The following is a 23,905-nucleotide window of genomic DNA, read 5'->3' on the forward strand; positions in this document are numbered from 1 at the left end:
TTGGGATTTGGAAAAGCCAGGGGCGGCTTCTGTCGCCCGAAGGATGAGACGGATCGCTGCGTATTCCGCGGCCTCGGCCGGCATGCCGCCGGCGAGGATCCGGCCAAGCGTGCGCAGATACTGGAAGGCGCGCGCCAGGTGTTCATGAATGTCGGCTTCGATGCCGCCAGCATGAACGACATCACCCGCGCCGCCGGCGTCTCCAAGGGCACGATCTACGTCTATTTCGAAAACAAGGGCGAGCTGTTCCAGACCATCATCCTGGAGGCCAAGCAACGCATCTTCGAAGACCTGCGCCAGACTCTCGCCGAGGATGATGCGGTTGAAAACGTGCTGACGCGGTTTGGCGCGCAGCTTGCCACCGGCCTGACCTGCGAGGAAACCATCAGGGCGATGCGGATCGCCATTGGCGTTGCCGAGCGTTTTCCCGAACTGGTGCGCACCTTCTTCGGCGATCACCCCGACAACCTGATCGAAACCCTGACCGCCTTTGTCGCAGCGCGCTGCGAGACGGGCGAACTGGTCGCCGACGAGCCGCGCGTCGCCGCCCAGCAGCTGCTGGATCTGTGTACCGGCCATATGTGGAAAATGCGGCTGTTCGGGCTGATGGACGGGCCGCCGTCGCCGGCCGATATCCAGCTTGTGGCCGAACGCGGCGTCAGCACCTTCATGAACAGCTATGGCGCTGAGGCGGCACGGCGGTCGTAATTCTGTCGGTTCGCCTCGGAGGTCGATGCCGCCTGAAGGCCGTTAATGCCCGCCGCCGCCGGCTCCGGCCTGGGGCTTGCGCACGACAATGATGCAGAAGCTCAGGCAGACGAACAGCACCGTCAGGATCGTGAAGATGTCGATGAACGCCATCAGCCATGCCTGCTGATTGACGATCTGGTCGAGCTGCAGCACGGCGGCCTTTTCACCGTCGATGCCGTGGCTGTTGTAGACCCCGGCAAGCCCGTTCACCCATTCCTGCGTCGTGGCGCTGGCCGCGTTCACCGTTTCCGCCAGCCGGTCGAAATGAAAATCGGTGCGGCGGCTAAGCAGCGTGTTGATCACGGCGAGCCCGACCGCGCCGCCGAGATTGCGGGTCAGGTTGAAGAGGCCGGAGGCGTTCTTGATATCCTGCGGCGGTAGCGTACCGAGCGCGATGTTGGAGACTGGGATCATCGAGATCATCAGCGCCACGCCGCGGCCGGCCTGCGGCCAGAACAGGTTCCAGTAGTCCCATTCGGCGGTAATGTGGGTCATCTGCCAGGTGCAGAGCGCGAAAAGCGCCAGGCCGGCGCCCATCATCACGCGCGGGTCGAGCTTGTTCTGCAGGAAGCCTGCCACCGGGGCGGTCGCCATCATGAACGCGCCGGTGACGAACATCGTCTCGCCGATCATCAGCGCGTCATAGCCACGGATGCGGGCCATGTAGAGCGGGAACAGGTATACGAGGCCGTAAAGCCCGATGCCGAGCGAGAACGAGAAGATCGAGCCGACCGCGAAGTTGAAATTGCCGAAGGCGCGCAGATCGACGACCGGATAGCGGCTGGTGAAGGAGCGGTAGAAGAACGCGATGCCGCCGACAATCATCACCACGAACACGACCCGGATGACCTCATCGGAGAACCAGCCCTTGATATTGCCCTCTTCCAGAAAGTATTCGAGCGTTCCGAGGAAGGTCGCCATGGCGGCAAGACCGATCCAGTCGAAATGGCGCATGATCGAAAGGTCGGGCTTGTCGAAATCGATCAGCAGCCAGGCGCTGATGGCGACCAGAATGCCGGGAATGACATTGATCAGAAACAGCCAGTGCCATGAGAGCGCATCGACGAGATAGCCGCCGACCGTCGGGCCGATCGTCGGCGCGAGCGTCGCCACGAGGCCGACCACGGGGATGACGGTCGAGCGCTTTGACGGCGGAAAGGCGGTGAACGACACCGCGAACACCGCCGGCACCATGCCGCCCGACATGAAGCCCTGCAGCGCGCGGTAGACGATCATCTGGTCGATGCTGGTTGCCGTGGCGCAAAGCGCGCTGCAGGCGGTAAACGCCGCGGCGGAAACGCTGAACACGACCCGGGTCGAGAAGATCCGCGCCAGAATGCCGGAAAGCGGGATCATGATCACTTCGGCGATCAGGTAGGAGGTCTGCACCCAGGCGATTTCATCCGCGCTTGCCGAGATGCCGGCCTGGATATCGGTGAGCGCTGATGCGACGATCTGGATATCGAGGATCGCCATGAACATGCCGAACGCCATGACAATGAAGGCGATCCATGTGCGTGCTGGAACATGGTCGGAGGACGGCGCGCCCGCCTGCGCCGCGGCCGGCGCGTTTTCGGCTGTGTCTGTCATCGAAGCATCCGTGGGATGCGGGCGTCAGCCGCCCGCTCATAGCAATTCCAGGAAGTGGACACCGGTTCACCGTCCGGAATTGCGTAAAAACAAAGAGATAGGTGTCAGCGGTTGGCGGCGAGCGTCTCGCCGATCGTGCCATCGGGAGCGGTGCGGCTGTCGACTTCGGCGGTGACGGAAAGCCCGGCTTTGAGGTACTGCCCGTCAAGCACGTCCTTGGGGATCGAAATCCTGACCGGCAGGCGCTGGACGATCTTGGTGAAATTGCCCGTCGCGTTTTGCGGCGGTAGCAGCGCGAACACCGCGCCGGAGGCCGGCGAGAAGGATTCCACGGTGCCGGTGAAATCATCCTTTTCGAAGGCGTCGATCGAGACGTGAACCTTCGCGCCTATTCCGAGGCGATCGAGATCGGTCTCCTTGAAATTGGCGACGATGTAGAGATCGTCCGTCGGCACCAGCGCGCCGAGACGGGTGCCGGAGGAAACCAGATCGCCGACCTGAACATTCCTGTTGCCGAAGACGCCATCGAAGGGCGCGCGGATTTCGGTAAAGCCGAGATTGCGCTTGGCCATGTCGATCGCGAGCTTGCGTTCCTGAAGCGCCGCCTGCTGCTGGGCAAGCTGGGCCTCTGCGGTGGTGATGTTGGATTTCGCCACTTCGACTGCCGCATCGGCGGCCTGCACCTTGGCCTTCAACTGGTCCAGCGCTGCCCGCGCATCATCGAAGGCGGCGACGGTGGCGGCCCCTTTCTCGCGCAGCGTATCGGCGCGCTGCAGCACGGTCTTGGCGTTGTCGATCTGTGGATCGAGCGCCTCGCGATTGGCCTTGGCCTGGGCGAGCGAAGCCTTGGCGCCGGCGATCTGCGCCTTGGTCGCCTCCAGCGCAACGTTCTGGGCGTGGAGCTGCGCTTCGGCCTGGGCAACCGCGTTCTGGTAGTCGCCATCATCGATCTTGACGAGAAGGTCGCCCTTTTTGACCTGCTGGTTGTTTGAAACCGCGACGCTTTCGACGTAGCCGGACACCTTCGGCGCGATCATGGCGATATCGCCTTCGATATAGGCATCGTCCGTGGATACGATGAAGCGGCCTTCGGTCCACCAGTGATAGCCGAACCATCCGCCGCCGGCGATCAGGGCGATGCCGATAAGCGAGAAAATAATTTTCCGCATCCCGCCGCCGCGTTTCTTCTCGGCCGGGCGCGGTTCAGGGTGCACGTCTGTCTCGTTCGTCATGTTGAAAAATGCCTTTCTGGCGCTGAAGGGAGGAGGATTCAGCACGGAGAGAGCGATTTCGAACTCGCGGGTTCGATTTGTTGACGTGGTAATGCGCCTCGCGACGATGACTGTCAAGCGCCGACCCGCGGGAACTGCTGAATGTCAATTACGTTGATAGAGAAGCGATCGCGTTATAAAACGCTGACGCTTCCCTCCCGGTTACGGGAGGCCGATCGCAACAACCGCATACCGGGTTTTGAAGGAGACTGACTTGAACGACATTCTTCTGTTGGCCGCCCAGCCCGAGGCGTGGGCCGCGCTGGTGACCCTGATCGTGATGGAGGTGGTGCTCGGGATCGACAATCTCGTGTTCATCTCGATCCTGACCAACAAATTGCCGGCGGAAAGGCGACAATTCGCAAGGCGTATCGGTCTCGGGCTGGCGCTTGTGCTTCGGCTCGTCCTGCTCGGCGCGGTTGCCTGGATCGTGCAGTTGACCACGCCGGTGTTCACCGCATTCGGGCACGGGTTTTCGTGGAAGGATATCATCCTGATTGCCGGCGGTCTGTTCCTGGTCTGGAAGGCAACCAAGGAAATTCATCACAATGTCGATCCGGAGGAGCATGCCGGCGCGATCGTCGGCGGCGCGGTGAAGACCGGCTTTGTCGCCGCGATTTTCCAGATCCTGCTGCTCGATCTGGTGTTTTCCGTCGACAGCATCATCACCGCCGTCGGCATGACCGACCATCTGCCGATCATGATCATCGCCGTCGTCGTCGCCGTTACGCTGATGCTGATCGCAGCCGGCCCGCTCGCCCGCTTCATCGAGGCCAATCCGACCATCGTGATGCTGGCGCTCGCCTTCCTCCTGATGATCGGCATGACGCTGATAGCCGATGGCGCCGGTTTCCATGTGCCCAAGGGCTATATCTACGCAGCCATGGCGTTTTCGGGCCTTGTCGAGGTGCTCAACATGCTGGCGCGGCGCAAGCGGATAAGGGACAGAACCGCTCGCGATGATGCCGCGCCCGGCGCGCCGACGATGCACTGAACCTGCGCTTCAGGGCCGGTGGCTTGACGGAAAGGGTTGAATATGGCCTAAGGCTGGCCTGAACGGGCCGCCGTCCCCAGGGACCTGCCGTGGCCCAGCCTATTCAGCATTTTCTCAGGAAGCCGCCGGCCAGGCCGGCGCTACGGACAAAAACAATGAGCACAACCGGCCCGCGTCTGCGCATCGCACCTTCTCCGACCGGCGAGCCGCATGTCGGCACCGCCTATACAGCGCTGTTCAATTATCTCTATGCCAAGAAGATGGGCGGCACCTTCATTCTGCGCATCGAGGATACCGACGCCACGCGCTCGACGCCCGAATTCGAGAAGAACGTGCTCGACGCGCTGAAATGGTGCGGGCTGGAATGGGACGAGGGCCCGGATGTCGGCGGCCCTTACGGCCCCTATCGCCAGTCCGACCGCAAGGATCTCTACAAGCCTTACGTCGACCGTCTGGTCGCTGATGGCCATGCCTTCCACTGCTTCTGCACGCCCGAGCGGCTGGAGCGCATGCGCGCCGGCCAGCGCGCCGAGGGCAAGGCGCCGAAATATGACGGGCTCTGCATGCATCTGAAGGCCGAAGAGGTGAAAGCCCGCATCGAGGCCGGCGAGCCCAATGTCGTGCGCATGAAGATCCCGACGGAAGGCGCGTGCAAGTTTACTGACGGCGTCTATGGCGATGTCGAAATCCCGTGGGACGCGGTCGACATGCAGGTGTTGCTGAAGGCCGACGGCATGCCGACCTATCATATGGCCAACGTCGTCGACGACCACATGATGAAGATCACCCATGTGGCGCGCGGCGAGGAGTGGCTCGCCTCGGTGCCGAAGCACATCCTGCTCTACACCTATCTGGGTCTGGAGCCGCCGCAGTTCTTCCACCTGCCGCTGATGCGCAATCCCGACAAGTCGAAACTGTCGAAGCGCAAGAACCCGACCTCGATCTCCTACTACTCCGCGCTCGGCTATCTGCCGGAAGCGCTGATGAACTTCCTCGGCCTGTTCTTCATCCAGATCGCCGAGGGCGAAGAACTGATGGACATGTCGACGCTGATCGAAAAGTTCGATGCCGACAATCTCAACAAGTCGGGCGCGGTGTTCGACACCCAGAAGCTCGAATGGCTGAATGGCCGGTTCCTGCGCGAGACGCTGTCGGAAGAGGATTTCATCCTCCGCGTCGCCGCCTGGGCGTCCGAGAACGCGCGGCTCAAGGAAGGGTTGAAGCTCTCCCAGAGCCGGATCACCAAGCTCGGCGAATTGCCGGCGCTGATGGGCTTCCTGCTGCAGTCGGACATGGTGCCGCAGGCCGAAGCCTTCGCGAAAATCAAGAAGACCAATCCGGAAGAGATCCTGGAAATCCTCAAGGCCGTCCAGCCGGTGCTGGAAAAGCTGGTCGAGTGGAACGCCACGACGGTTGAAGACGCGCTGCGCCAGCTTGCCGAGGACATGGACAAAAAGCTGCGCACGGTCGTCGCGCCGCTGTTCGTCGCCATGTCCGGCTCGTCGCGCTCGCTGCCGCTGTTCGACAGTATGGCCATTCTCGGCCGCGCGGTCGTGCGCCAGCGGCTGAAGACGGCCGAGGGCGTCGTCGCCGGCATGGTCGTAGAAGAGGCAAAGAAGTAAGATGAACAAGAAGACCGAAGAACTCTCCTCCGACGCAACGGAAGTCCGCGCCCAGAAGCTTGAAATCCTGCGCGAAAAGGTCGGCGACGTCTATCCGGCGCATTTCCACCGCACGATGACCAATGCGGAACTGGCCGAAAAATATGCCGACCTGCCCGATGACGTCACCACCGAGGATGTCGTCACCGTCGCCGGCCGCGTCTATTCGATGCGCAATTCCGGCATGTTCGTCGATCTGCGCGATGCCTCCGGCAAGATCCAGATATTCTCGCACAAGGACACGACGCCGGAAGACGTGCGCGAACTGTGGTCGCTGGTCGATCTCGCCGATATCGTCGGCGTTACCGGCGTCGTGCGCCGCACCAAGCGCGGCGAGCTGACGATCAACGCCCAGGAACTCACCATCCTCACCAAGGCGCTGAAGCCGATGCCCGAAAAGTATCACGGGCTCGCCGATATCGAGACGCGCTATCGCCAGCGCTATCTCGACATCATGAGCAACGAGGATTCCAAGCTCCGCTTCATCCAGCGCTCCAAGGTGCTCTCCGGCGTCCGCCGCTTCCTCGAGGATGAGGGCTTCATGGAAGTCGAGACCCCGATGCTGCAGTCGATCTATGGCGGCGCGACGGCCGATCCGTTCAAGACGCATCACAATGCGCTCGACATGGACATGTATCTCCGGATCGCGCCGGAGCTTTACCTGAAGCGCATTCTGGTCTCGGGGCTGACCGACAAGGTGTTCGAGGTCAACCGCAACTTCCGCAACGAAGGCGTCTCCACCCGGCACAATCCCGAATTCACGATGATGGAGTGCTACTGGGCCTATGCCGACTACGAGGACATGATGGGCCTCGTGGAACGCATGTTCGAGACGCTGGCGCTCAAGCTGCACGGCCAGACCAAGCTGCCCTTCGGCGACATCGAACTCGACTTCAAGGGGCCGTTCAAGCGCGTGCCGATGCCCGATGCGGTCAAGGAGGCCACCGGCATCGATTTCCGCGCGATCGCGACCGACGAAGAGGCGCGCGCCGCCGCCAAGGCCGCCGGCTTCGAGATTGAGGACGACTGGACCTGGGGCGAATGCCTCGCCTTCATCTTCGAGGAAAAGGTCGAGGACACGCTGATCCAACCCGCCCATGTGACCCATTTCCCGAAGGACATCTCCCCCTTCGCCAAGGAAGTGCCCGGCGAGCCGCGCCTCGTCGAGCGTTTCGAGACCTATGTCAACGGCTGGGAACTCGGCAATGCGTTTTCCGAGCTCAACGACCCGGTCGAGCAGCGCCGCCGCATGGTGGAGCAGCTTGAGCAGTCTCACGCCCGCGGCGAGACTGAGAAGCGTCTGGACGAGGATTTCCTCAACGCCATGGACCACGGCATGCCGCCCGCCGGTGGGCTGGGCATCGGCATCGACCGCCTGATCATGCTCCTGACCAACGGCCCCTCGATCCGCGATGTCATCCTGTTCCCGGCCCGGCGTCACAAGGATTGAAACGCCTGACGCCGCCGGCTACGGTCGGCAGCTTTGATGGTTGAGAGTCCTTGCCACACCCACGAGTGTCATCCTCGGGCTTGACCCGAGGATCCAGGCGGGCCCACTCGGCGACAAAAAAACGTCAGAATTCGCTTGCCTGCTCAGTATGGATGCTCGGGTCAAGCCCGAGGATGACCCCTGTGGGAGAGGTTTACGGGAATTACAGGCTCTGAAGTCGCGGCTTCAGCCCGCCCGCGCGAAAAGCCTGCGGCTGAACATCAGCGGCACCAGCACGAGCCCCACGGCCGGAAACACCAGCCAGTTCATCATGCTCCAGCCATTGTCGATATGCACCAGCGCGCCGGCGAGGAAGGAGGCGGTGGCGGTGGAGCCGAAGACGAGGAAATCGTTGAGGCCCTGCACCTTGCCGCGCTCTTCCGGCGTGTGGCAATCGGTGATCATCGCGGTCGCGCCGATAAAGCCGAAATTCCAGCCGACGCCGAGCAGGATCAGCGCCAGCCAGAAATGCGTGAGCCCGAGCCCGGAAAGCGCGATCACCGAGCAGCCGGCAATCAGCGCCAGCCCCGTGGCGGCGATCGTTTCCTTGCCGAAGCGGGCAATCAGCCGGCCGGTGACGAAGCTCGGCCCGAACATCGCCAGCACATGCCACTGAATGCCGAGCGTCGCCTGGCCGACGGAATGGCCGCATGCGACCATGGCGAGCGGCGTCGCCGTCATGATGAAGGCCATGAGTGCGTATGAAACGACGCCGGTGGCGGCCGCCATGATGAAACGGGGCGAGCGGGCGATCTCGGACAGCGGCCGTCCGCCGGAAATGGTGACTGCCACGGGGCGCGGTATCTTCAGCCGCGAAACCAGCAGCAGGGTGATGAGCGCCAGCACGGACAGCCCGATGAAGCTTGCGACATAGGGGTGGCCGGGCACGGCATCGACCGTCCAGATCGCCACCTGCGGGCCGATGATGGCGGCGGCCAGCCCGCCGATCATGACCCGCGAGATCGCCTTGGCCTTCATGTCGCCCTCGGCGGTGTCGGCGGCGGCGAAACGGAAGCTCTGGATATAGGAGCCGTAAAGCCCGACGGTCATGATCGCCAGGCAGAACAGCACAAACAGGCCGGCGGTGATGGCGGTTGCGGCAAGAAGCCCGCCGCAGATGCCGATCATGGCGCCGAAGATATAGCCCTCGCGCCGGCCGAAACGGCGCATGATCCATGCCGCCGGCAGCGTGCCGATGGCCACGCCCACATTGTAGAGGCTGACCGGAAAGGTCGCCAGCGAAGGATCAGGCGCCAGCACCGTGCCGATAATGCCGCCGAGCGAGATCACGATCGGCGGCGCTGCGCCACCGACGGCCTGGGCCATGGTCAGGATATTGATGTTGCGGAAAGCGGTGCTGTCGGTCATGGGCATCTCCGGCCTCGTTATGCGCCGCTCTGGACAAGCGGAATGGCCGGTTCGTGCCTAGCGCATAAGCGCGAAAATCGGAACTGGTTTTCGCGTTTTAGATAGGAGCGTGGCCATCAGTGAATGAAATTGGCGATGGCATAGCCCTGTTTTTCAAGGCCCGCCCGCACGGAAGCCGCGATCGGAACCGCGTCGGCGGTATCGCCATGCACGCAGATGGAATCGATCGCGGTGGGAATGCGTTTGCCGGAAAGAGTAATGATCGCGCCTTCGCGCACCATCTCGCCGACGCGGCGCGCGGCTTCTGCCGGGTCGTGGATCACCGCGCCCTGAAGGCTGCGCGGCACCAGCAGGCCGTCATCGCCATAAGCGCGGTCGGCGAAAATTTCAGATACCACCGTCAGCCCCATTTCCGTGGCGATCTGGTGTTGTTCGCCATGGGCGATCGCCAGACAGATCAGCGCGGGATCGACGGCCTTGATGGCGTTGCAGACGGCGCGGGCGACCTCGCCGTCCTCTTGCGCGAGATTGCCGAGCGCGCCATGGGCCTTCACATGGGTGATCGGATGGCCGACATATTGCGCCATCGCCTGCGCCGCGCCAATCTGATAGGCGACCAGCCGCTCGATCTCGGTCGCGGAATAGGGGATGCGCCTGCGTCCGAAGCCCATGAGATCGGCAAAGCCCGGATGGGCGCCGACGGCGACGTTGCGGTCGCGCGCCAGCACGAAGGTTTTTGCCATCGTATCGGGATCGCCGGCATGGAAGCCGCAGGCGACATTGGCCGAGGAAACGATCTTCAGCATCTCGGCATCGTCACCCTTGTCCCATGCGCCAAAGCTCTCGCCCATGTCGCAGTTGATGTCGATGCGTGGTGCTGTCATGTGGTTATCTCCCGGCCGGTTGATGTGAACTATTTAGGCCGCTCATCGCGGTGAGACAACGGCCTACCGTCAAACCGCCCGAATTTCGCGGCAAGGGCTGGTGGCCGGCCGAGGCTTCCAATTTTTGCGCGGAGGCATTATGCCCTCAACGAGAGCGCCCTGGAGATATGCGATGAACAGCCTGACGATCCGCCGCCCCGATGACTGGCACCTGCATTTGCGCGACGGCGCGATGATGGAGGGCGTGATCGGCGATACCGCGCGCCATTTCGCCCGCGCGATCATCATGCCCAACCTTGTGCCACCTGTCGTGACGGCCCTTGACGCAGAAGCCTATCGAAACCGCATCCGCGAAGCCGTTCCGGCCGGCATGTCCTTCACCCCGCTGATGACGCTGTACCTGACCGAGACCACCGAGCCCGCCGATGTCGCAGCGGCCTTCAGCGAGGGCCTGATCAAGGCGGTCAAGCTTTATCCGGCGGGCGCCACCACCAATTCCGCCAGCGGCGTGCGCAATATCGACAACGCCATGCCGGTGCTGGAAAAGATGGCCGAGATCGGTCTCAATCTCTGTGTCCATGGCGAGGTCACCGACAAGGATGTCGACATTTTCGATCGCGAGGCCGTGTTCATCGAAACCGTGCTGGACAAGATCAGGTGGCGGTTGCCTGAGCTGAAGATCACCATGGAGCACGTCACGACCAGGGACGGGGTCGATTACATCAAGGACGCGCGCAAGAACCTCGCCGGCTCGCTGACCACCCATCATCTGATCATCAACCGCAATGATATTCTGGTCGGCGGCATCCACCCGCATTACTACTGCCTCCCTGTCGCCAAGCGCGAGGAGCACAGGAAGGCGCTGGTGGCGGCCGCGACCTCGGGCGACAAACGCTTCTTCCTCGGCACGGATTCCGCCCCCCATGTCGATCCGGCCAAGGAATGTGGCTGCGGCTGCGCCGGCATCTACACCGCGCTCAACACGATGAGCTGCCTCGCTCATGTGTTCGAAAACGAGGACGCGCTCGACAAGCTCGAAGCCTTCGCCTCGCTCAACGGTCCGGCCTGGTATAGGCTGAAGCCAAACGAGGAGACGATCACGTTGATGAAGCGCGACGAGCCCGTGAAATACCCGGAAAAGCGGGAGACCGGGGCTGGCCCGGTCACCGTCTTCGATCCGAAATTCCCGCTCTACTGGGATGTGGAGACCGCCTGACGCGCGCGGCGTCCGGCCACCAGCATGGTCCGCAGAAAACTCACGATGAAGGCGAGCGTCATCACCAGCACGATGGTGGGGGCAGGGGCGCTGTCGATGTAGAAGCTGGCATAGATGCCGACAAGCGTCGAGCCCGTCGCCACGGCAAGCGCCACCAGCAGCATTGTCGAAAATTGCCGCGTCCACAGGAACGCGATCGCCCCCGGCGCGACCAGCAGCGCGACCGACAGGATGATGCCGACCGCCTTCAGCGCTGCAACCACCGTCAGCGACAACACGATCAGCAGGCCGTAATGCAGCATCTTCGTGGGTAGGCCGATGGCGCGGGCATGCTGCTCGTCGAAGGCATGGACCAGCAGATCCTTGCGCTTCAGCACCAGAAACGCGGTTGCCGCAAGCGCGATCAGCCCGGCCTCGATCAGGTCGCGTCCGTTGATCCCCAGCATGTCGCCGAACAGGATGTGGTCGAGATGGACGGCGGAATGGACCTTCACGTAAAGCACGAGGCCGAGCCCGAACATGCCGGAGAACACGATGCCGAGCACCGTATCCTCCTTCACCCGGCTGTTTTCCGCAAGGAAACCGGTGGAAAGCGCGCACACCATGCCGGCGACGAAGGCGCCGAGGCCGAGCGGCAGGCCGATCATATAGGCCAGCACCACGCCTGGCAGCACCGCATGGGAAACCGCATCGCCCATCAGCGACCAGCCCTTCAGCACCAGAAGGCAGGAGAGCAGCGCCATCGGCACGGAAACCATGAGCGTGATCGCGAACGCCTTCAGCATGAAATCGAGCTGGAAGGGAAATGTGGCCATCATCCAGAAATCGCTCATGGCCTGGACTCCTGAAGCGCGAGGCGTGCCCGGCGTTTGGCCGCAAGCAGCCCGTGTTTGGGCGCAAACGCGAAGGCGATCAGGAACAGCGCCGTCTGCATGACGATGATCACGCCGCCGGTGGCGCCGTCTAGGAAATAGGAGATATAGGCGCCGAGCGCCGAGGTGACCGCGCCGATCAGGGCGGCAAGCGCGATCAGGCGCGGGAAGCGGTCGGTCAGAAGATAGGCGGTCGCGCCCGGTGTGACCACCAGCGCGATCACCAGAAACGCGCCGACCGTCTGCAGCGCAGCCACGGTGGAGGCTGCGAGCAGCGTGAAGAACAGCACCTTCATCGCATTCGGGTTGATGCCGATCGAATGAGCATGGTTCTCATCGAAGAACACCACCATCAGGTCCTTCCATTTGATTGCCAGCACGACCAGCGTCACGCCGCCAATTATGGCGAGCTGGATGGTGTCGGAACGCGTGATCGCCAGCACATTGCCCATGATGATGGTCTGGATGTCGATCGGAACCGGCGAGATCGAGACCATGAACAGGCCGAGACCGAAAAAGCCGGTGAAGATCAGGCCGATGATCGCGTCTTCCTTCAGCCTGGTCTTGTTGTTGAAGAACAGCATCGCGCCCGCGGCAAGGCCGCCGGCGGCAAAGGCGCCGAGCGAGAACGGCAGGCCAAGCATATATGCGCCGGCGACGCCCGGCACGATCGAATGGGAGAGCGCGTCGCCGATCAGCGACCAGCCCTTCAGCATCAGATAGGCGGAGAGAAAGCCGCAGACGCAGCCCACCAGCGCGCTGACCCAGATCGCGTTCACCATGTAGCCATAGGCAAGCGGTTCGATCAGCCGGTCAAGCATCGCCGCCTCTTCCCCGGCTTGCCGTCGGCGTGGTATCCGTGCCGCGTTCGCCGTAGATCACGAATGGCCGCTCGTCATCGGTGATTACCTTCAGCCGCCGGGTGTCCTCGTCGTCGTGCAGGGCAGGGCCTTCAAGCACGAAATGGCGCAGCACGCCGCCGAAGGCCTTTTCCAGATTGGCCTGGGTGAAGGTGGTTTCCGTCGGGCCATAGGCCAGCACCGTGCCCTTGACGAACACCGCCCGGTCGCAGAATTCGGGCACCGAGCCGAGATTGTGGGTCGAGACCAGCATGATCCGGCCCTCGTCGCGCAGTTCGCCGAGAAGGGCGATGATCTGCTCCTCGGTCTTCACGTCGACGCCGGTGAAGGGTTCGTCGAGCAGGATGACCTGCCCTTCCTGGGCCAGCGCGCGGGCCAGAAACACGCGCTTGCGCTGGCCGCCGGAAAGCTCGCCGATCTGGCGTTTGGAAAAGGCGGTCATATTGACCCGTTCGAGGGCGGCGGCGACCATCTCGTGGTCGGCGCGGGAGGGGCGGCGCATGAAGCCCATATGGCCGTAGCGCCCCATCATCACCACGTCTTCGACCAGCACCGGAAAGTTCCAGTCGACTTCCTCGGCCTGTGGAACATAGGCAACGAGGTTCTGTTTCAGCGCCGCGCGCGCCGGCTGGCCGAGAATTTCGACCGTGCCGCGGGCGAGCGGCACGAAGCCCATGATCGCCTTGAACAGCGTCGATTTACCCGCGCCGTTGACGCCGACCAGCGCCGTGATCGTGCCGCGCGGGATCTCGAAACTGGCATTGGCAAGCGCCGTGTGGCCATTGCGGTAGGTGACGGTTGCCCCCTGCACCGCGAGGCCGGGCTCTGCTTTTGTCATTCGGTGAGGCCTTTCGCCACGGTTTCGGTGGTGACCGACAAGAGGTCGAGATAGGTGGGCACCGGGCCGTCCGGCTCGCTCAGGCTGTCGACATAGAGCACGCCGCCATAGTCCGCCCCGGTCTCGCGGGCGATCTGGCGGGCGGGTTTGTCGGAAACCGTGCTTTCGGAAAAGATCACGTGGATATCGTTCTCCTTCATGGTGTCGATCACGTGCCGGATCTGCTGCGGCGTGCCCTGCTGGTCGGCGTTGACCGGCCAGAGATAGAGTTCCTTCAGATCAAGGTCGCGGGCAAGATAGGAAAACGCGCCTTCGCTCGTCACCAGCCAGCGTTTTTCCGCCGGCACGTCGGCCAGCATGGCGCGCATCGGCTGAAGCCGGGCGGCGATTTCATCGGCATAGGCGCGGGCGTTTTCCGTATAGGCCTCGGCATTGTCAGGGTCGATCTCGATCAGCGCATCACGGATATTCATAACATAGATTTCGGCGCTGTCGGGCGACATCCAGGCATGGGGGTTGGGCTTGCCGTCATATTCGCCGCCGGCAATATCGATGGGCTCGATGCCCTCGGAGACCACGACATTGGGCACATCGCCCAGATTCTGCAGGAACTTCTCGAACCAGCGCTCGAGGTTGAGCCCGTTGGAAAGGATGATGTCGCCATCGCGGGCATTCAATATGTCGCGCGGGGTCGGGGCATAGCCGTGGATTTCAGCGCCCGGCTTGGTGATCGAAACCACCTCGGCATGCTCGCCCGCGACGTTTTCCGCCATGTCGGCGATCACGGTGAAGGTGGTGACCACTTTCGGCTTGTCGGCGGCAAGCGCGGAGGTTCCGATCATGGCGATCGCCGCCACGGCTACGGTTCTGGCAAGGCTCATCTTTTTCCCTTTAATGCAGTTAAGAATTATTTGCAACTAATATGGCAATGTTCGGCATGCCTGTCAAACGCTATTGCGAATCATTCGCAAAAAGATTCATTCACCAGACTGCTGACAAAGCACCAGCATTGACCATCATGTGTCATCCGCACCTCGTGCTTGGGTCATGCTCGGACTTGATCCGAGCATCCAGGCGGCTTAAGCCTCTGAATTTGCAAATATTTACAGCGATCCCGCGCCGGGCGGTCTGGATCCTCGGGTCAAGCCCGAGGATGACCCGGAATGTGGGAGACGTTTGCGAGCAAATTGATTCACTCGGCTGTGCCAAGTGTGCCCAGCCGCCAGAACACGGCCGTCGGCGCGTTGCCTGCAGATCGCTGCAAACGGCGCGGCTTTCCGCGATTGCACCGCATCTTGACGCGGCCGGGTTTTCTACCCCAAATGCACGCGGCATGAATTGGGAGGATTTGGAATGCCTGCGGTCGACTTGCTGCGTGCACGGTTTCTTGAACATTTCGACGGCGAGCCGCAGTTTTTCCGCGCGCCGGGGCGGGTCAATCTGATTGGCGAGCATACCGATTACAATGACGGCTTCGTGATGCCGGCGGCGCTTGAATTTGAGGCGCAGGCCGCGGCGGCCGCCCGGCCCGACCGGGTGATCCGCATTCACTCCCTCAACAACGGCAAGACCGCAGAAGTCGATCTCGACGGCGCGAAACCCGAACCGCGCGGCGACTGGACCGATTATGCCTTCGGCGTTGCGGTCATGCTGGAAGCGGCGGGAAACAGGCTCTCCGGCGCCGATATCCTGGTTTCTTCCACGGTGCCGGTCGGCGCGGGGCTCTCGTCCTCGGCGGCGCTCGAAGTGGTGGTCGGCTACGCCCTGCTTTCGCTTGCGGGTCGTGAGGTCGACACGGTCGAGCTTGCGAAGCTGTGCCAGAAGGCGGAAAACGAATTCGTCGGCATGCGCTGCGGCATCATGGATCAGTTCATCTCCTGCAATGGCGTGGTCGATCACGCGCTGATGATCGATTGCCGCTCGCTTGCAAGCCGGCCCGTTCCGATCGATCAGAGGGCGCGGATCGTGGTCGCCAATTCCATGGTTCACCACGCGCTGGCCGATGGCGAGTACAACAAGCGCCGCCAGTCCTGCGAGGAGGGGGTAAGGCTGCTCCGACCGGCGCTGGGCGAAATCCGGGCGCTGAGGGACGTCAGCTTCGAGGACCTCGAGGAGAACCGCGATTTCCTGCCGGACCTCACCTATCGCCGCTGCCGCCATATCGTCACCGAGAACGAGCGCGTGCTGCAGGCGGCCGAAGCCTTGCAGAATGCCGATCTCGACACGTTCGGACGGCTGATGAATGCCTCGCATGTCTCCATGCGCGACGATTACGAAATCTCCTGCGCGGAGGTCGATAGCCTCGTCGATATCGCCCAGGCGCAAAAGGGCGTCTTTGGCGCGCGCATGACCGGCGGCGGTTTCGGCGGCTCGGTGGTGGCGCTGGTGGAAAGCGGCGCGGTGGAGAGCTTCATCGCCAATGTCCGCGCCGCCTATCAGGATGCCACCGGGCACATATCGGAAATCTTTGCCTGTGCGCCGAAAAATGGCGTCGGGCCCCTTACGGATTGAGCGAAGACATGAACACATTCACCGATCATCCGCACCGTCGCTACAATCCGCTTGCCGGCGAATGGGTGCTGGTATCGCCACATCGCTCCAAGCGCCCCTGGCAGGGGCAGGTGGAGGACGCGGAGGTGCCGGACATGCCGGCCCATGATCCGGATTGCTATCTCTGTGCCGGCAATACCCGCATCAACGGCGCGAAAAACCCCGACTACACGCACACCTACGTGTTCGACAACGATTTCGCCGCGCTGACAGAAGATGCGCCCGCCGAGAGCTTCCGCGACGGGCTGTTGATGGCGGAGGGCGAGAGCGGCATCTGCCGTGTGATCTGCTTTTCGCCCCGCCACGACCTGACGCTTGCCCGTATGGCGGTCGATGATATCGCAAGGGTGGTCGATGCCTGGGTCGAGCAATATCTTGAACTCGGCGCGCGGCCGGATATCGGCTATGTCCAGATTTTCGAGAACCGGGGCGCGATGATGGGCTGTTCCAACCCCCACCCGCACGGCCAGATCTGGGCAAGCCGCAACCTGCCGAACGCCGCCGCGAAAGAGACCGAAACCCAGCACGCCTACTACGATCAGCACGGCACGCCGCTGTTGATGGCCTATCTCGATCAGGAACGCGGGCTCGGTGAGCGCATCCTGTTTGAAAATGACGGCTTCGTCGTGCTGGTGCCCTATTGGGCGGTCTGGCCGTTCGAGACCATGGTGCTGCCGAAGCGCCATATCCGCTCGATGGAGGAGATGGAGGCCGACGAGCGGGTGCAGCTTGCCGAGGCGCTGTCCAAGGTCACGATCCGCTACGACAATCTGTTCGCCACCTCGTTTCCCTATTCGATGGGCTTTCACCAGCGCCCGACCGATGGCGAAGCCCATGACGAATGGGTGATGCACGCCCATTTCTATCCGCCGCTGCTGCGTTCGGCGACGGTGAAGAAATTCATGGTCGGCTTCGAATTGCTTGGCACGCCGCAGCGCGACCTGACCCCGGAACAGGCGGCCGACCGCTTGCGCGGCCTGTCCGATACCCATTATCTCGCTGGCTGAGCCACGCATGAAGAAACCTGCCGGAGCATCGGCGGGCAAGGGAGAACAAAATGACCATTCTCGTTACCGGCGGCGCCGGTTATGTCGGATCCCACATGGCCTATGCGCTGGTCGATCGCGGCGAAAAGGTGGTGGTGCTGGACGATCTGTCCACCGGCCACGGCGAACTGGTGCCGGAGGCGGCAAAGCTGGTCAAGGGCGATATCGCCGACGCCAAACTGGTCAGCCGGCTGATCGCCGATGAGGGCATCAATGCGATCGCCCATTTCGCCGGCTCGATCGTGGTTTCGGATTCGGTCGCCGACCCGCTGACCTATTACGAAAACAACACCGTCAAGTCGCGCGCGCTGATCGAAACCGCGGTCGCCGCCAAGGTCGAGGCGTTTCTGTTTTCCTCGACCGCCGCCGTTTACGGCGAGCCGGGCGCGGACCTTCTGGACGAGGAGCAGAACCTGCAGCCGGTTTCGCCCTATGGCTGGTCGAAGCTGATGACCGAGGTGATGCTGCGCGACAGCGCCGCAGCCTACGGCCTCAAATATGCGGCGCTGCGCTATTTCAACGTCGCCGGCGCCGATCCCGCAGGTCGCACCGGCGAGACCCGCGAACACGCCACCCATCTGATCGAGATCGCCGCCCAGGCCGCGACCGGCCGGCGCAACCGCATGGAGGTGTTCGGCACGGACTACCCGACGCCGGACGGCACCTGCCTGCGCGATTACATCCACGTCACCGACCTGATCGACGCCCATGTCAAGGCGCTGATGCATCTGCTGAACGGCGGCGAGAACTTCGTCGCCAATTGCGGCTATGGCCACGGCTTCTCGGTGCTGCAGGTGGTCGACGCGATCAAGCGGGTCTCCGGCGTCGACTTCCGCGTGGACATGTCCGACCGCCGCCCCGGCGACCCGCCGGCGCTGGTCGCCGACAGCGCGCGGGTGCGCGAAATCCTCGGCTGGGAGCCGCAATATGACGATCTCGACACGATCGTGAAACACGCGCTGGCGTGGGAGGATCAACTGGTGAAGGGCCGGGTGAAGCTGTAGGAGCGAGGAAGGCTCGGTAGCGATCTCGCGCACGGTTCGCGGGCGCCTCCACCCTGTCAGGCGTCATTCTCGGTCCTGTTGTAAAGCCCGGAGACATGGCTGACAGATGTTCGGAGACATGGCTGACAGTCATTTGCCATTTCTGAGGTCGATGAGAGCAACCTGGTTTGCTGCGAAGAACATGCGGTATTGGCCGTCGGTCTCCAAGGGTCTGATGGCGAGTGCCTCGCCCTGAAAGGCCTTCGGCACACGCCATGCCTTGCCGTTGAATGCGACATAGGTCTTTGTGCTGCTGACGCGCCTGACGATCTTGCCCGGATCGTAAACAGGCTCCGGAGCAGTGGCGGGAAAGCTGCGCGCCCTCAAGCGCACAAAGCCGGCAAAACTCCAACCGTTGATCCACCACAGACCTCGTCTCCCACCCCATCCAAACCTCCCGGATTGCTATCCGGGACGTGTCAGGCATGTCTCCGAACATCTGTCAGGTATGGATCAAGGCCGCACAACAAGCCCGAGCATGATGGAGGAGAGTGGGGCGAGCTTTGTCAGCAGTCCGGCCCCTCCGAGGCATCGCTTCGGAGGGTTTTTGTTTGTCGGGCGTCTTGAGGCCTACTTGTCTGTGCCTAGTTCGGTTGCGGTCTCGTAGCCTTCCATCTCGATCGTCTTGATGTCGGCGGCGTCGAGGTCCTGCGCCTTCAGGTCGACAAAGCGGATGCTGCTGTTGTCGTAGGTGCGGAGATAGAAGCGCTGCTTCTCCAGGTCGTTGGCCGTCGTCCACTGCGTGTAATCCTGATGCACCTGGCCATCGGCATCGGTTTCGCGGATCGCACCCTTCGGAATATCGAAATTGTTCAGGATATGGAACGCCTGGAAGACATCGTCTTCACTGGTCGCGCCCTGGTCCACGCCGGTCTGGAACAGCGCCGCGCGCACGAAACGCGAGGGTGAGGTGAAGTCGCCCGGCACGCCCAGCATGCCCGTGCCTTCTCCGAAGCCGGTGATCTTGACGTTGCCGAACTGCTTGGGCGGAACGTTGTCATAGCTCAGATTGACGTAGTTCTTCAGATTGGTCATGTGCCAGTCGAAGGGCGGGTTGTTGGTGATCACGCCAACTTCGTTGTCATGGATGTTCAACTTGCCGTCGACATATTCAACGACGATGGTGTTGCCGGCGGCGTCGGTGATGACATAGTGCAGCGGCAGCACGATGCCGAAATGCGCGAAGGTGACCGGCGCGACCGTGATATCGGAAAGCGCTGCCTTGGCCTCCTCGACCGTCGCGAAATTGTCGAGAATGTAGGAGCCGAGCTGCCAGGGGGCCAGCGTGCTGTTCTGCGCATCGGCGGTATAGGGCTGGTAGCCGGCCGACTGGCTGAAATAGAATATCCCGATCGAAAGGCCCTTTTCGTTGAGGCCGTCGATGATCACCGGCATGTCGACGCCGTTGGTGCCCACACTTGCGTATTTTGAGGTCCAGGTCAGACCCGGCTTGCCATCCGGGGTTTCGCCGACGCGTTCGAAATTGCGCGGCGAGACGATCACGTTGGACTGAAGGTCGACGCCGAATTCCATCGTCCGCGCGCGCACGACCGAGCCGTCCTTGGCCGTCAGCGTGATGCCGGTGCAGGCGTCGGCCGTTGAGGCAAGCAGCATTGTGGATGCCAGAGCGCCCGCCGTAAATCGGATGCACTTCGAAATTTTCGTTCTGAACATGGTCTTCTCCGGTGTTTCGGTGTCGGCCCTGTGTGTCTCCGGGTTCGGTTTCACAGGCGTTCTGGCGCGCAATGGCCGATGTAGCCGGGCTAGCAGATACGGGTTTGCGCGTCTGCACACGTTAACGGAGAGCAGCGGACCGCTGGCGCAATTCTCAAGGAATTATGCAATATAAACAATCGCCTGAGGGCTGGATGACGGCGCGGCTGGTCGCTGGAGGCACCAAAAAAAGTCTGACGCCTTTGAACGCGCGCATGGCCACTGCCACACGCGCGCTGATTTTATCGCACCAGCAGAACCGGGATCTTGCAGGCGCGCAGCACCGCCGTCGTGGTCGAGCCGATCACCAGCGTGCGGATGCGTGAATGGCCATAAGCGCCCATCACCAGAAGATCGGTCTTTTCCTCCGCCGCGACTTCCTCGATCACCGTTTCGGGGTGGCCGGGCCGGATGACGAGCCGGGCGGCGACATTGGCGGCCTCGAGCCGCTTGACGGCGTCCGCCGCCTTTTGCGCCAGTGCGTCGCTCTCCTTGCAGACCGCAAGCAGCGTCACGTTGGTCTTTTCCAGGATCGGGCTTGAGGTTACCCGCTCCACCGCCTTGTCGGCGCTCGCGCCGCCATCATAGGCGATCAGCACCTTGTGGATCGGTTTGAACGCGCGGGCGGCAACGAAGACCGGACGCCTGGCGGTGCGTACCGCCCGCTCCAGGTTGGAGCCGAGGTGGCCGGAGGCGAAGTCCGCGCCTTCGCCGCGCTTGCCGATCACGATCAGCCGCGAATCCGCGCCGACGTCCTCGATTGCCTCGACGAAATCGCCATTGCGCATCTTGGTGGTGACGGCGGTGACGCCTTCCACCGAAAGCCGCTCGACGGCGGCTTCCAGCAGCAGCCGGCCGCGCTGTTGCGCAAGCTTGGCGTTCTGCGCATCCGCCTCGGCAAGCTCCTCCAGCAGCGCCGAACGCGCGCCAAGGCCGATGGAGCCGGAGAGGTTGGTATGCGCCTGGCCACTGCGCTCCAGCACATGCACCAGCTCGACGGAGATGCCCAGTTGCCCGGCAATCCATGCGGCATGGTCGCACACGCTTTCGGCATAATTCGAGGCATCGATGAAAGCTGTCAGCTTTTCCATTTCCATATCCTCCTCTAGTGGCTCTGTTGCTTCATGTATTCTTCGAGCGCGTCCGGCTTGTCGTGAACGGCAAGACGGTCGACGATGGTGGCGCTCGCCTCGTTGAGGCCGATAACCTCCACATCCGCGCCCTCGCGGCGGAATTTCATCACAACCATGTCCAGCGCCGCAACACTTGAAATATCCCAGATATGGGCGCGGGTGAGGTCGATGACCACTTTCTCAAGCACTTCGCGGAAATCGAAGGCGGCGTTGAAATCCTCCACCGAGGCGAAGAACAACTGTCCCTCGACATGATAGGTGCGGGTCTTGCCGTCCTCGGAAAGCTCCGAACGCACGCCGAAGAACTGCGCGATCTTCCAGGCAAAGAAGATGCCGGAGAGCAGCACGCCGACAAGCACGCCGATGGCGAGGTTATGGGTGGCGACCACCACCGCGACCACCGCGACCATGACGATTGAGGAGGAACGCGGATGATCCTTGAGGTTCTTGATCGACGACCACGAGAAAGTGCCGATCGAGACCATGATCATGACGGCGACCAGCGCCGGCATCGGGATCTGGCGCACCCACTGGTCGAGCACGACCACCAGGATCAGCAGCACCACGCCGGCAACGAAGGTGGAAAGCCGGCCGCGACCGCCGGATTTGATGTTGATCATCGACTGGCCGATCATGGCACAGCCGGCCATGCCGCCGATGAAGCCGGTGCAGAAATTGGCGATACCCTGGCCGGCGCATTCCTGGTTGCGGTTGGAGCGCGTGTCGGTCAGGTCGTCGATCAACTGCGCGGTCATCAGGCTTTCAAGCAGGCCGACCACGGCGACGGCGAGCGAATAGGGCAGGATGATCAGCAGCGTTTCAAGCGTCAGCGGCACCATCGGCAGATGGAAGAACGGGAAGCTTTCCGGCAACTCGCCCATATCGCCGACATTGCGGACATCGAGGCCGAAGGCCACGGCGACGATGGTGATCAGCACGATCGCGACCAGCGGCGATGGGACGGCCTTGGTGAAGCGCGGCAGGAGATAGATGATCGCCAGCGCGCCTGCCACCAGAACATAGGTCATCGGCGTGACGTCGATCAGCTCCGGCAACTGCGCCATGAAGATCAGGATCGCCAGCGCGTTGACGAAGCCGGTCATCACCGAGCGCGAGACAAAGCGCATCAGCGCGCCGAGTTTCAGCACCCCGAAGATCACCTGAATGACGCCGGCCAGCACGGTCGCGGCCAGCAGATATTCCAGTCCGTGGCCGGCGACCAGCGGCGTCATCAACACGGCGGTGGCTGCCGTTGCCGCCGAGATCATGCCCGGACGACCGCCGACGAAGGCGATGATCACCGAAATGGAGAACGAGGCGAACAGGCCGACCTTGGGATCGACGCCGGCGATGATGGAAAAGGCGATGGCTTCCGGAATAAGCGCCATCGCCACGACGAGGCCGGAGAGAATATCGGCACGCGGCGTGCCGAACCACTCGCGGCGGTACGTGGAAAGTGAAAATGACATGTATGGTCCCTGAAAATCTGTTTGCGGCGGGCAGCGCCCGGCCTTGGGAGGAAACAGGTTTCAATGGTTGTCCGGCGGATCGGCGGCCGGAAGAGCCACCCGGATTTTCACCGGGTCCGGGGTTCAATGCGGTTTCAATAGCGGGGAGCCGGGCCGGGGGCAAGGTTGGGTCGGGCAAAATGTGGCGGAAAAAAGTACGGTTACTTCGACAGCAGCGCTTCCAACACTTCAATAACAAGCTGCTTATCTGAACGTGTTAGCGACCTGACGGATTGAGCAAACGTGAACATCTCATGGATGATATCATCCGGCATTTCACCAAGAACTTCCGCTTGAAACAATTCTAGTCTCTCAGTGTTGTATCGCGCGACGCTGGTGAAGCTGATCGCTGTTTTCCCCGTTCTCGACGGAGGCAAAAATGGAATGCGGTTACAATCGACAGAGAGCGTATCGCGGTAGTCAGGATCGGAGTTGAGATAAAGAAATTTCCCCGCCGTCTCGCTTTCGGGAATGCAAACGCAAAAGTGGTATTTATTATACCCGGCGACAGGCGCGTAGATTTTCACTACATCGCCCGCTTTCATCAATTATGCGTTTTCCGCAATGAATTTCACTTCCATTGCCTTTTCGATATCCGGCACATCAAAGAGCATCATATAGCTCATATCGAATGCCTTCTGGTTTCCATCATCCTCCCAGGCATCAATGTAAGCCGGGTCCTCGTGCGTGAGCTTTCTGATCTGACTGAATCCCAGAGACTTCACTGTGATGAAAGCCTCCTCAAGCGCTTCAAAGTCGCTTTGTGACAGGATGTCCGGGTCTGCTTCGCGCTTGGCAGAGAAGTAATTCCACACCTTGGTCCCCACTTGCTCCCTTGACCAGGGAAGGTCCTCGGCGGCGGGATCCTTCTTCAGCAAATCGTAGACATGAGAGGGAACCGGGCCGTGCTCCATGGCCACATACTTGTCAAACGTTATAGGCCGGCCGTACTCGTTGAGATGGCGCCTGTCCGCAAGGAACACAGATTTGACGATGTCATATTGGGAAGCGCTTTTCGACAGTCGGTCGGCTTCGCAGACGAGGTAGACAACGGACTCAAGGATTTTGGGTCGGTTGGCCTTAAGTTCAATGATGGGGGCTTTCGTGCGCATTATATCG

General features: G+C 62.0%; 22 protein-coding genes and 1 other annotated feature. Of the genes, 8 read left to right on the forward strand and 14 right to left on the reverse strand.

All coding sequences use genetic code 11. The features are described from left to right. The gene (locus K7H91_RS08750) at positions 1–708 is read left to right on the forward strand and encodes a TetR/AcrR family transcriptional regulator (protein WP_230719833.1); all 708 of its coding nucleotides are present in this window, start codon (positions 1–3) and stop codon (positions 706–708) included. 42 nt (positions 709–750) lie between these two features. Here K7H91_RS08750 and K7H91_RS08755 read toward each other — a convergent pair whose 3' ends face one another. Together K7H91_RS08755 and K7H91_RS08760 are read right to left on the reverse strand one after the other, a co-directional pair. Then, entirely contained in the window at positions 751–2,340 is a 1,590-nt protein-coding gene (locus K7H91_RS08755) for a DHA2 family efflux MFS transporter permease subunit (RefSeq protein ID WP_230719834.1), read from the reverse strand. Positions 2,341–2,444: 104 nt separating this feature from the next. Next, positions 2,445–3,572, reverse strand: a complete 1,128-nt coding sequence (locus K7H91_RS08760) for an HlyD family secretion protein (RefSeq protein ID WP_230719835.1) — start codon at positions 3,570–3,572, stop codon at positions 2,445–2,447. A 253-nt stretch (positions 3,573–3,825) separates the two neighbouring features. Between K7H91_RS08760 and K7H91_RS08765 the strand changes: the two genes are divergently transcribed. From K7H91_RS08765 to lysS, 3 genes are all read left to right on the forward strand, one after another. Next, complete coding sequence (locus K7H91_RS08765; RefSeq protein ID WP_230719836.1) at positions 3,826–4,605, forward strand: TerC family protein; 780 nt, start codon at positions 3,826–3,828, stop codon at positions 4,603–4,605. Positions 4,606–4,760: 155 nt separating this feature from the next. After that, complete coding sequence (gene gltX / locus K7H91_RS08770) at positions 4,761–6,227, forward strand: glutamate--tRNA ligase (RefSeq protein WP_230719837.1); 1,467 nt, start codon at positions 4,761–4,763, stop codon at positions 6,225–6,227. Position 6,228: 1 nt separating this feature from the next. Continuing rightward, positions 6,229–7,716, forward strand: coding sequence for a lysine--tRNA ligase (gene lysS / locus K7H91_RS08775; RefSeq protein ID WP_230719838.1), 1,488 nt, complete (start codon positions 6,229–6,231; stop codon positions 7,714–7,716). Positions 7,717–7,941: 225 nt separating this feature from the next. On the opposite strand, the gene K7H91_RS08780 is transcribed toward lysS, so the two are convergent. Both K7H91_RS08780 and K7H91_RS08785 read right to left on the reverse strand, forming a co-directional pair. After that, positions 7,942–9,123, reverse strand: coding sequence for an MFS transporter (locus K7H91_RS08780; RefSeq protein WP_230719839.1), 1,182 nt, complete (start codon positions 9,121–9,123; stop codon positions 7,942–7,944). Positions 9,124–9,239: 116 nt separating this feature from the next. Further along, positions 9,240–10,007: a LamB/YcsF family protein gene (locus tag K7H91_RS08785; protein WP_230719840.1), complete on the reverse strand. Its 768-nt coding sequence runs from the start codon at positions 10,005–10,007 to the stop codon at positions 9,240–9,242. Positions 10,008–10,179: 172 nt separating this feature from the next. Here K7H91_RS08785 and pyrC point away from each other — a divergent pair, with 172 nt between their 5' ends. Then, a complete protein-coding gene (pyrC, locus tag K7H91_RS08790; RefSeq protein WP_230719841.1) occupies positions 10,180–11,223 on the forward strand; it encodes a dihydroorotase in 1,044 nt (347 codons plus the stop codon). Here the strand turns inward: pyrC and K7H91_RS08795 are convergent. From K7H91_RS08795 to K7H91_RS08810, 4 genes are read right to left on the reverse strand one after another with little or no spacing between them, the layout of a single operon-like run. Next, on the reverse strand, positions 11,199–12,056 hold the full coding sequence (locus K7H91_RS08795) for a metal ABC transporter permease (protein ID WP_230719842.1): 858 nt from the start codon (positions 12,054–12,056) through the stop codon (positions 11,199–11,201). The genes pyrC and K7H91_RS08795 overlap by 25 nt on opposite strands. Then, positions 12,053–12,916: a metal ABC transporter permease gene (locus K7H91_RS08800; protein ID WP_230719843.1), complete on the reverse strand. Its 864-nt coding sequence runs from the start codon at positions 12,914–12,916 to the stop codon at positions 12,053–12,055. Before K7H91_RS08800 ends, K7H91_RS08795 begins: the two co-directional genes overlap by 4 nt. Then, positions 12,909–13,793, reverse strand: a complete 885-nt coding sequence (locus K7H91_RS08805) for a manganese/iron ABC transporter ATP-binding protein (protein ID WP_230719844.1) — start codon at positions 13,791–13,793, stop codon at positions 12,909–12,911. Before K7H91_RS08805 ends, K7H91_RS08800 begins: the two co-directional genes overlap by 8 nt. Next, entirely contained in the window at positions 13,790–14,635 is an 846-nt protein-coding gene (locus tag K7H91_RS08810; protein ID WP_419197465.1) for a metal ABC transporter substrate-binding protein, read from the reverse strand. The genes K7H91_RS08805 and K7H91_RS08810 overlap by 4 nt, the downstream gene beginning before the upstream one ends. A 511-nt stretch (positions 14,636–15,146) precedes the next feature. Here K7H91_RS08810 and K7H91_RS08815 point away from each other — a divergent pair. Genes K7H91_RS08815 through galE form a run of 3 tightly spaced genes read left to right on the forward strand, consistent with a single transcriptional unit; the run spans position 15,147 to position 18,393 of the window. Continuing rightward, positions 15,147–16,304, forward strand: coding sequence for a galactokinase (locus tag K7H91_RS08815; RefSeq protein WP_230719846.1), 1,158 nt, complete (start codon positions 15,147–15,149; stop codon positions 16,302–16,304). 8 nt (positions 16,305–16,312) lie between these two features. Next, positions 16,313–17,350: a UDP-glucose--hexose-1-phosphate uridylyltransferase gene (locus tag K7H91_RS08820; protein WP_230719847.1), complete on the forward strand. Its 1,038-nt coding sequence runs from the start codon at positions 16,313–16,315 to the stop codon at positions 17,348–17,350. A 50-nt stretch (positions 17,351–17,400) separates the two neighbouring features. Continuing rightward, the gene (gene galE, locus K7H91_RS08825; protein ID WP_230719848.1) at positions 17,401–18,393 is read left to right on the forward strand and encodes a UDP-glucose 4-epimerase GalE; all 993 of its coding nucleotides are present in this window, start codon (positions 17,401–17,403) and stop codon (positions 18,391–18,393) included. 129 nt (positions 18,394–18,522) lie between these two features. On the opposite strand, the gene K7H91_RS08830 is transcribed toward galE, so the two are convergent. The 6 genes from K7H91_RS08830 to K7H91_RS08855 form a co-directional block, all read right to left on the reverse strand. Next, a complete protein-coding gene (locus K7H91_RS08830; RefSeq protein ID WP_419197460.1) occupies positions 18,523–18,759 on the reverse strand; it encodes a hypothetical protein in 237 nt (78 codons plus the stop codon). Between the two features lie 243 nt (positions 18,760–19,002). Continuing rightward, positions 19,003–20,106 carry a linear amide C-N hydrolase gene (locus tag K7H91_RS08835; protein WP_230719849.1) on the reverse strand — a complete coding sequence of 368 codons (1,104 nt, stop codon included), beginning with the start codon at positions 20,104–20,106 and terminating at the stop codon, positions 19,003–19,005. 281 nt (positions 20,107–20,387) lie between these two features. Further along, a complete protein-coding gene (locus K7H91_RS08840; RefSeq protein ID WP_230719850.1) occupies positions 20,388–21,236 on the reverse strand; it encodes a universal stress protein in 849 nt (282 codons plus the stop codon). 14 nt (positions 21,237–21,250) lie between these two features. Then, complete coding sequence (locus tag K7H91_RS08845; protein ID WP_230719851.1) at positions 21,251–22,747, reverse strand: SulP family inorganic anion transporter; 1,497 nt, start codon at positions 22,745–22,747, stop codon at positions 21,251–21,253. A gap of 65 nt (positions 22,748–22,812) precedes the next feature. Further along, positions 22,813–22,868 (reverse strand) — a sequence feature (sul1 is cis-regulatory element that is thought to sense ions involved in sulfur or methionine metabolism; They are found in Alphaproteobacteria). Between the two features lie 79 nt (positions 22,869–22,947). Then, positions 22,948–23,334 (reverse strand): hypothetical protein, encoded by a 387-nt coding sequence (locus tag K7H91_RS08850; RefSeq protein ID WP_230719852.1) that lies wholly within the window; start codon positions 23,332–23,334, stop codon positions 22,948–22,950. Next, positions 23,335–23,898: a Panacea domain-containing protein gene (locus K7H91_RS08855; RefSeq protein ID WP_230719853.1), complete on the reverse strand. Its 564-nt coding sequence runs from the start codon at positions 23,896–23,898 to the stop codon at positions 23,335–23,337. Positions 23,899–23,905: the final 7 nt, after the last annotated feature.

It is taken from the genome of Martelella mediterranea (genome assembly GCF_021021415.1).
GTDB lineage: Bacteria > Pseudomonadota > Alphaproteobacteria > Rhizobiales > Rhizobiaceae > Martelella > Martelella mediterranea_C.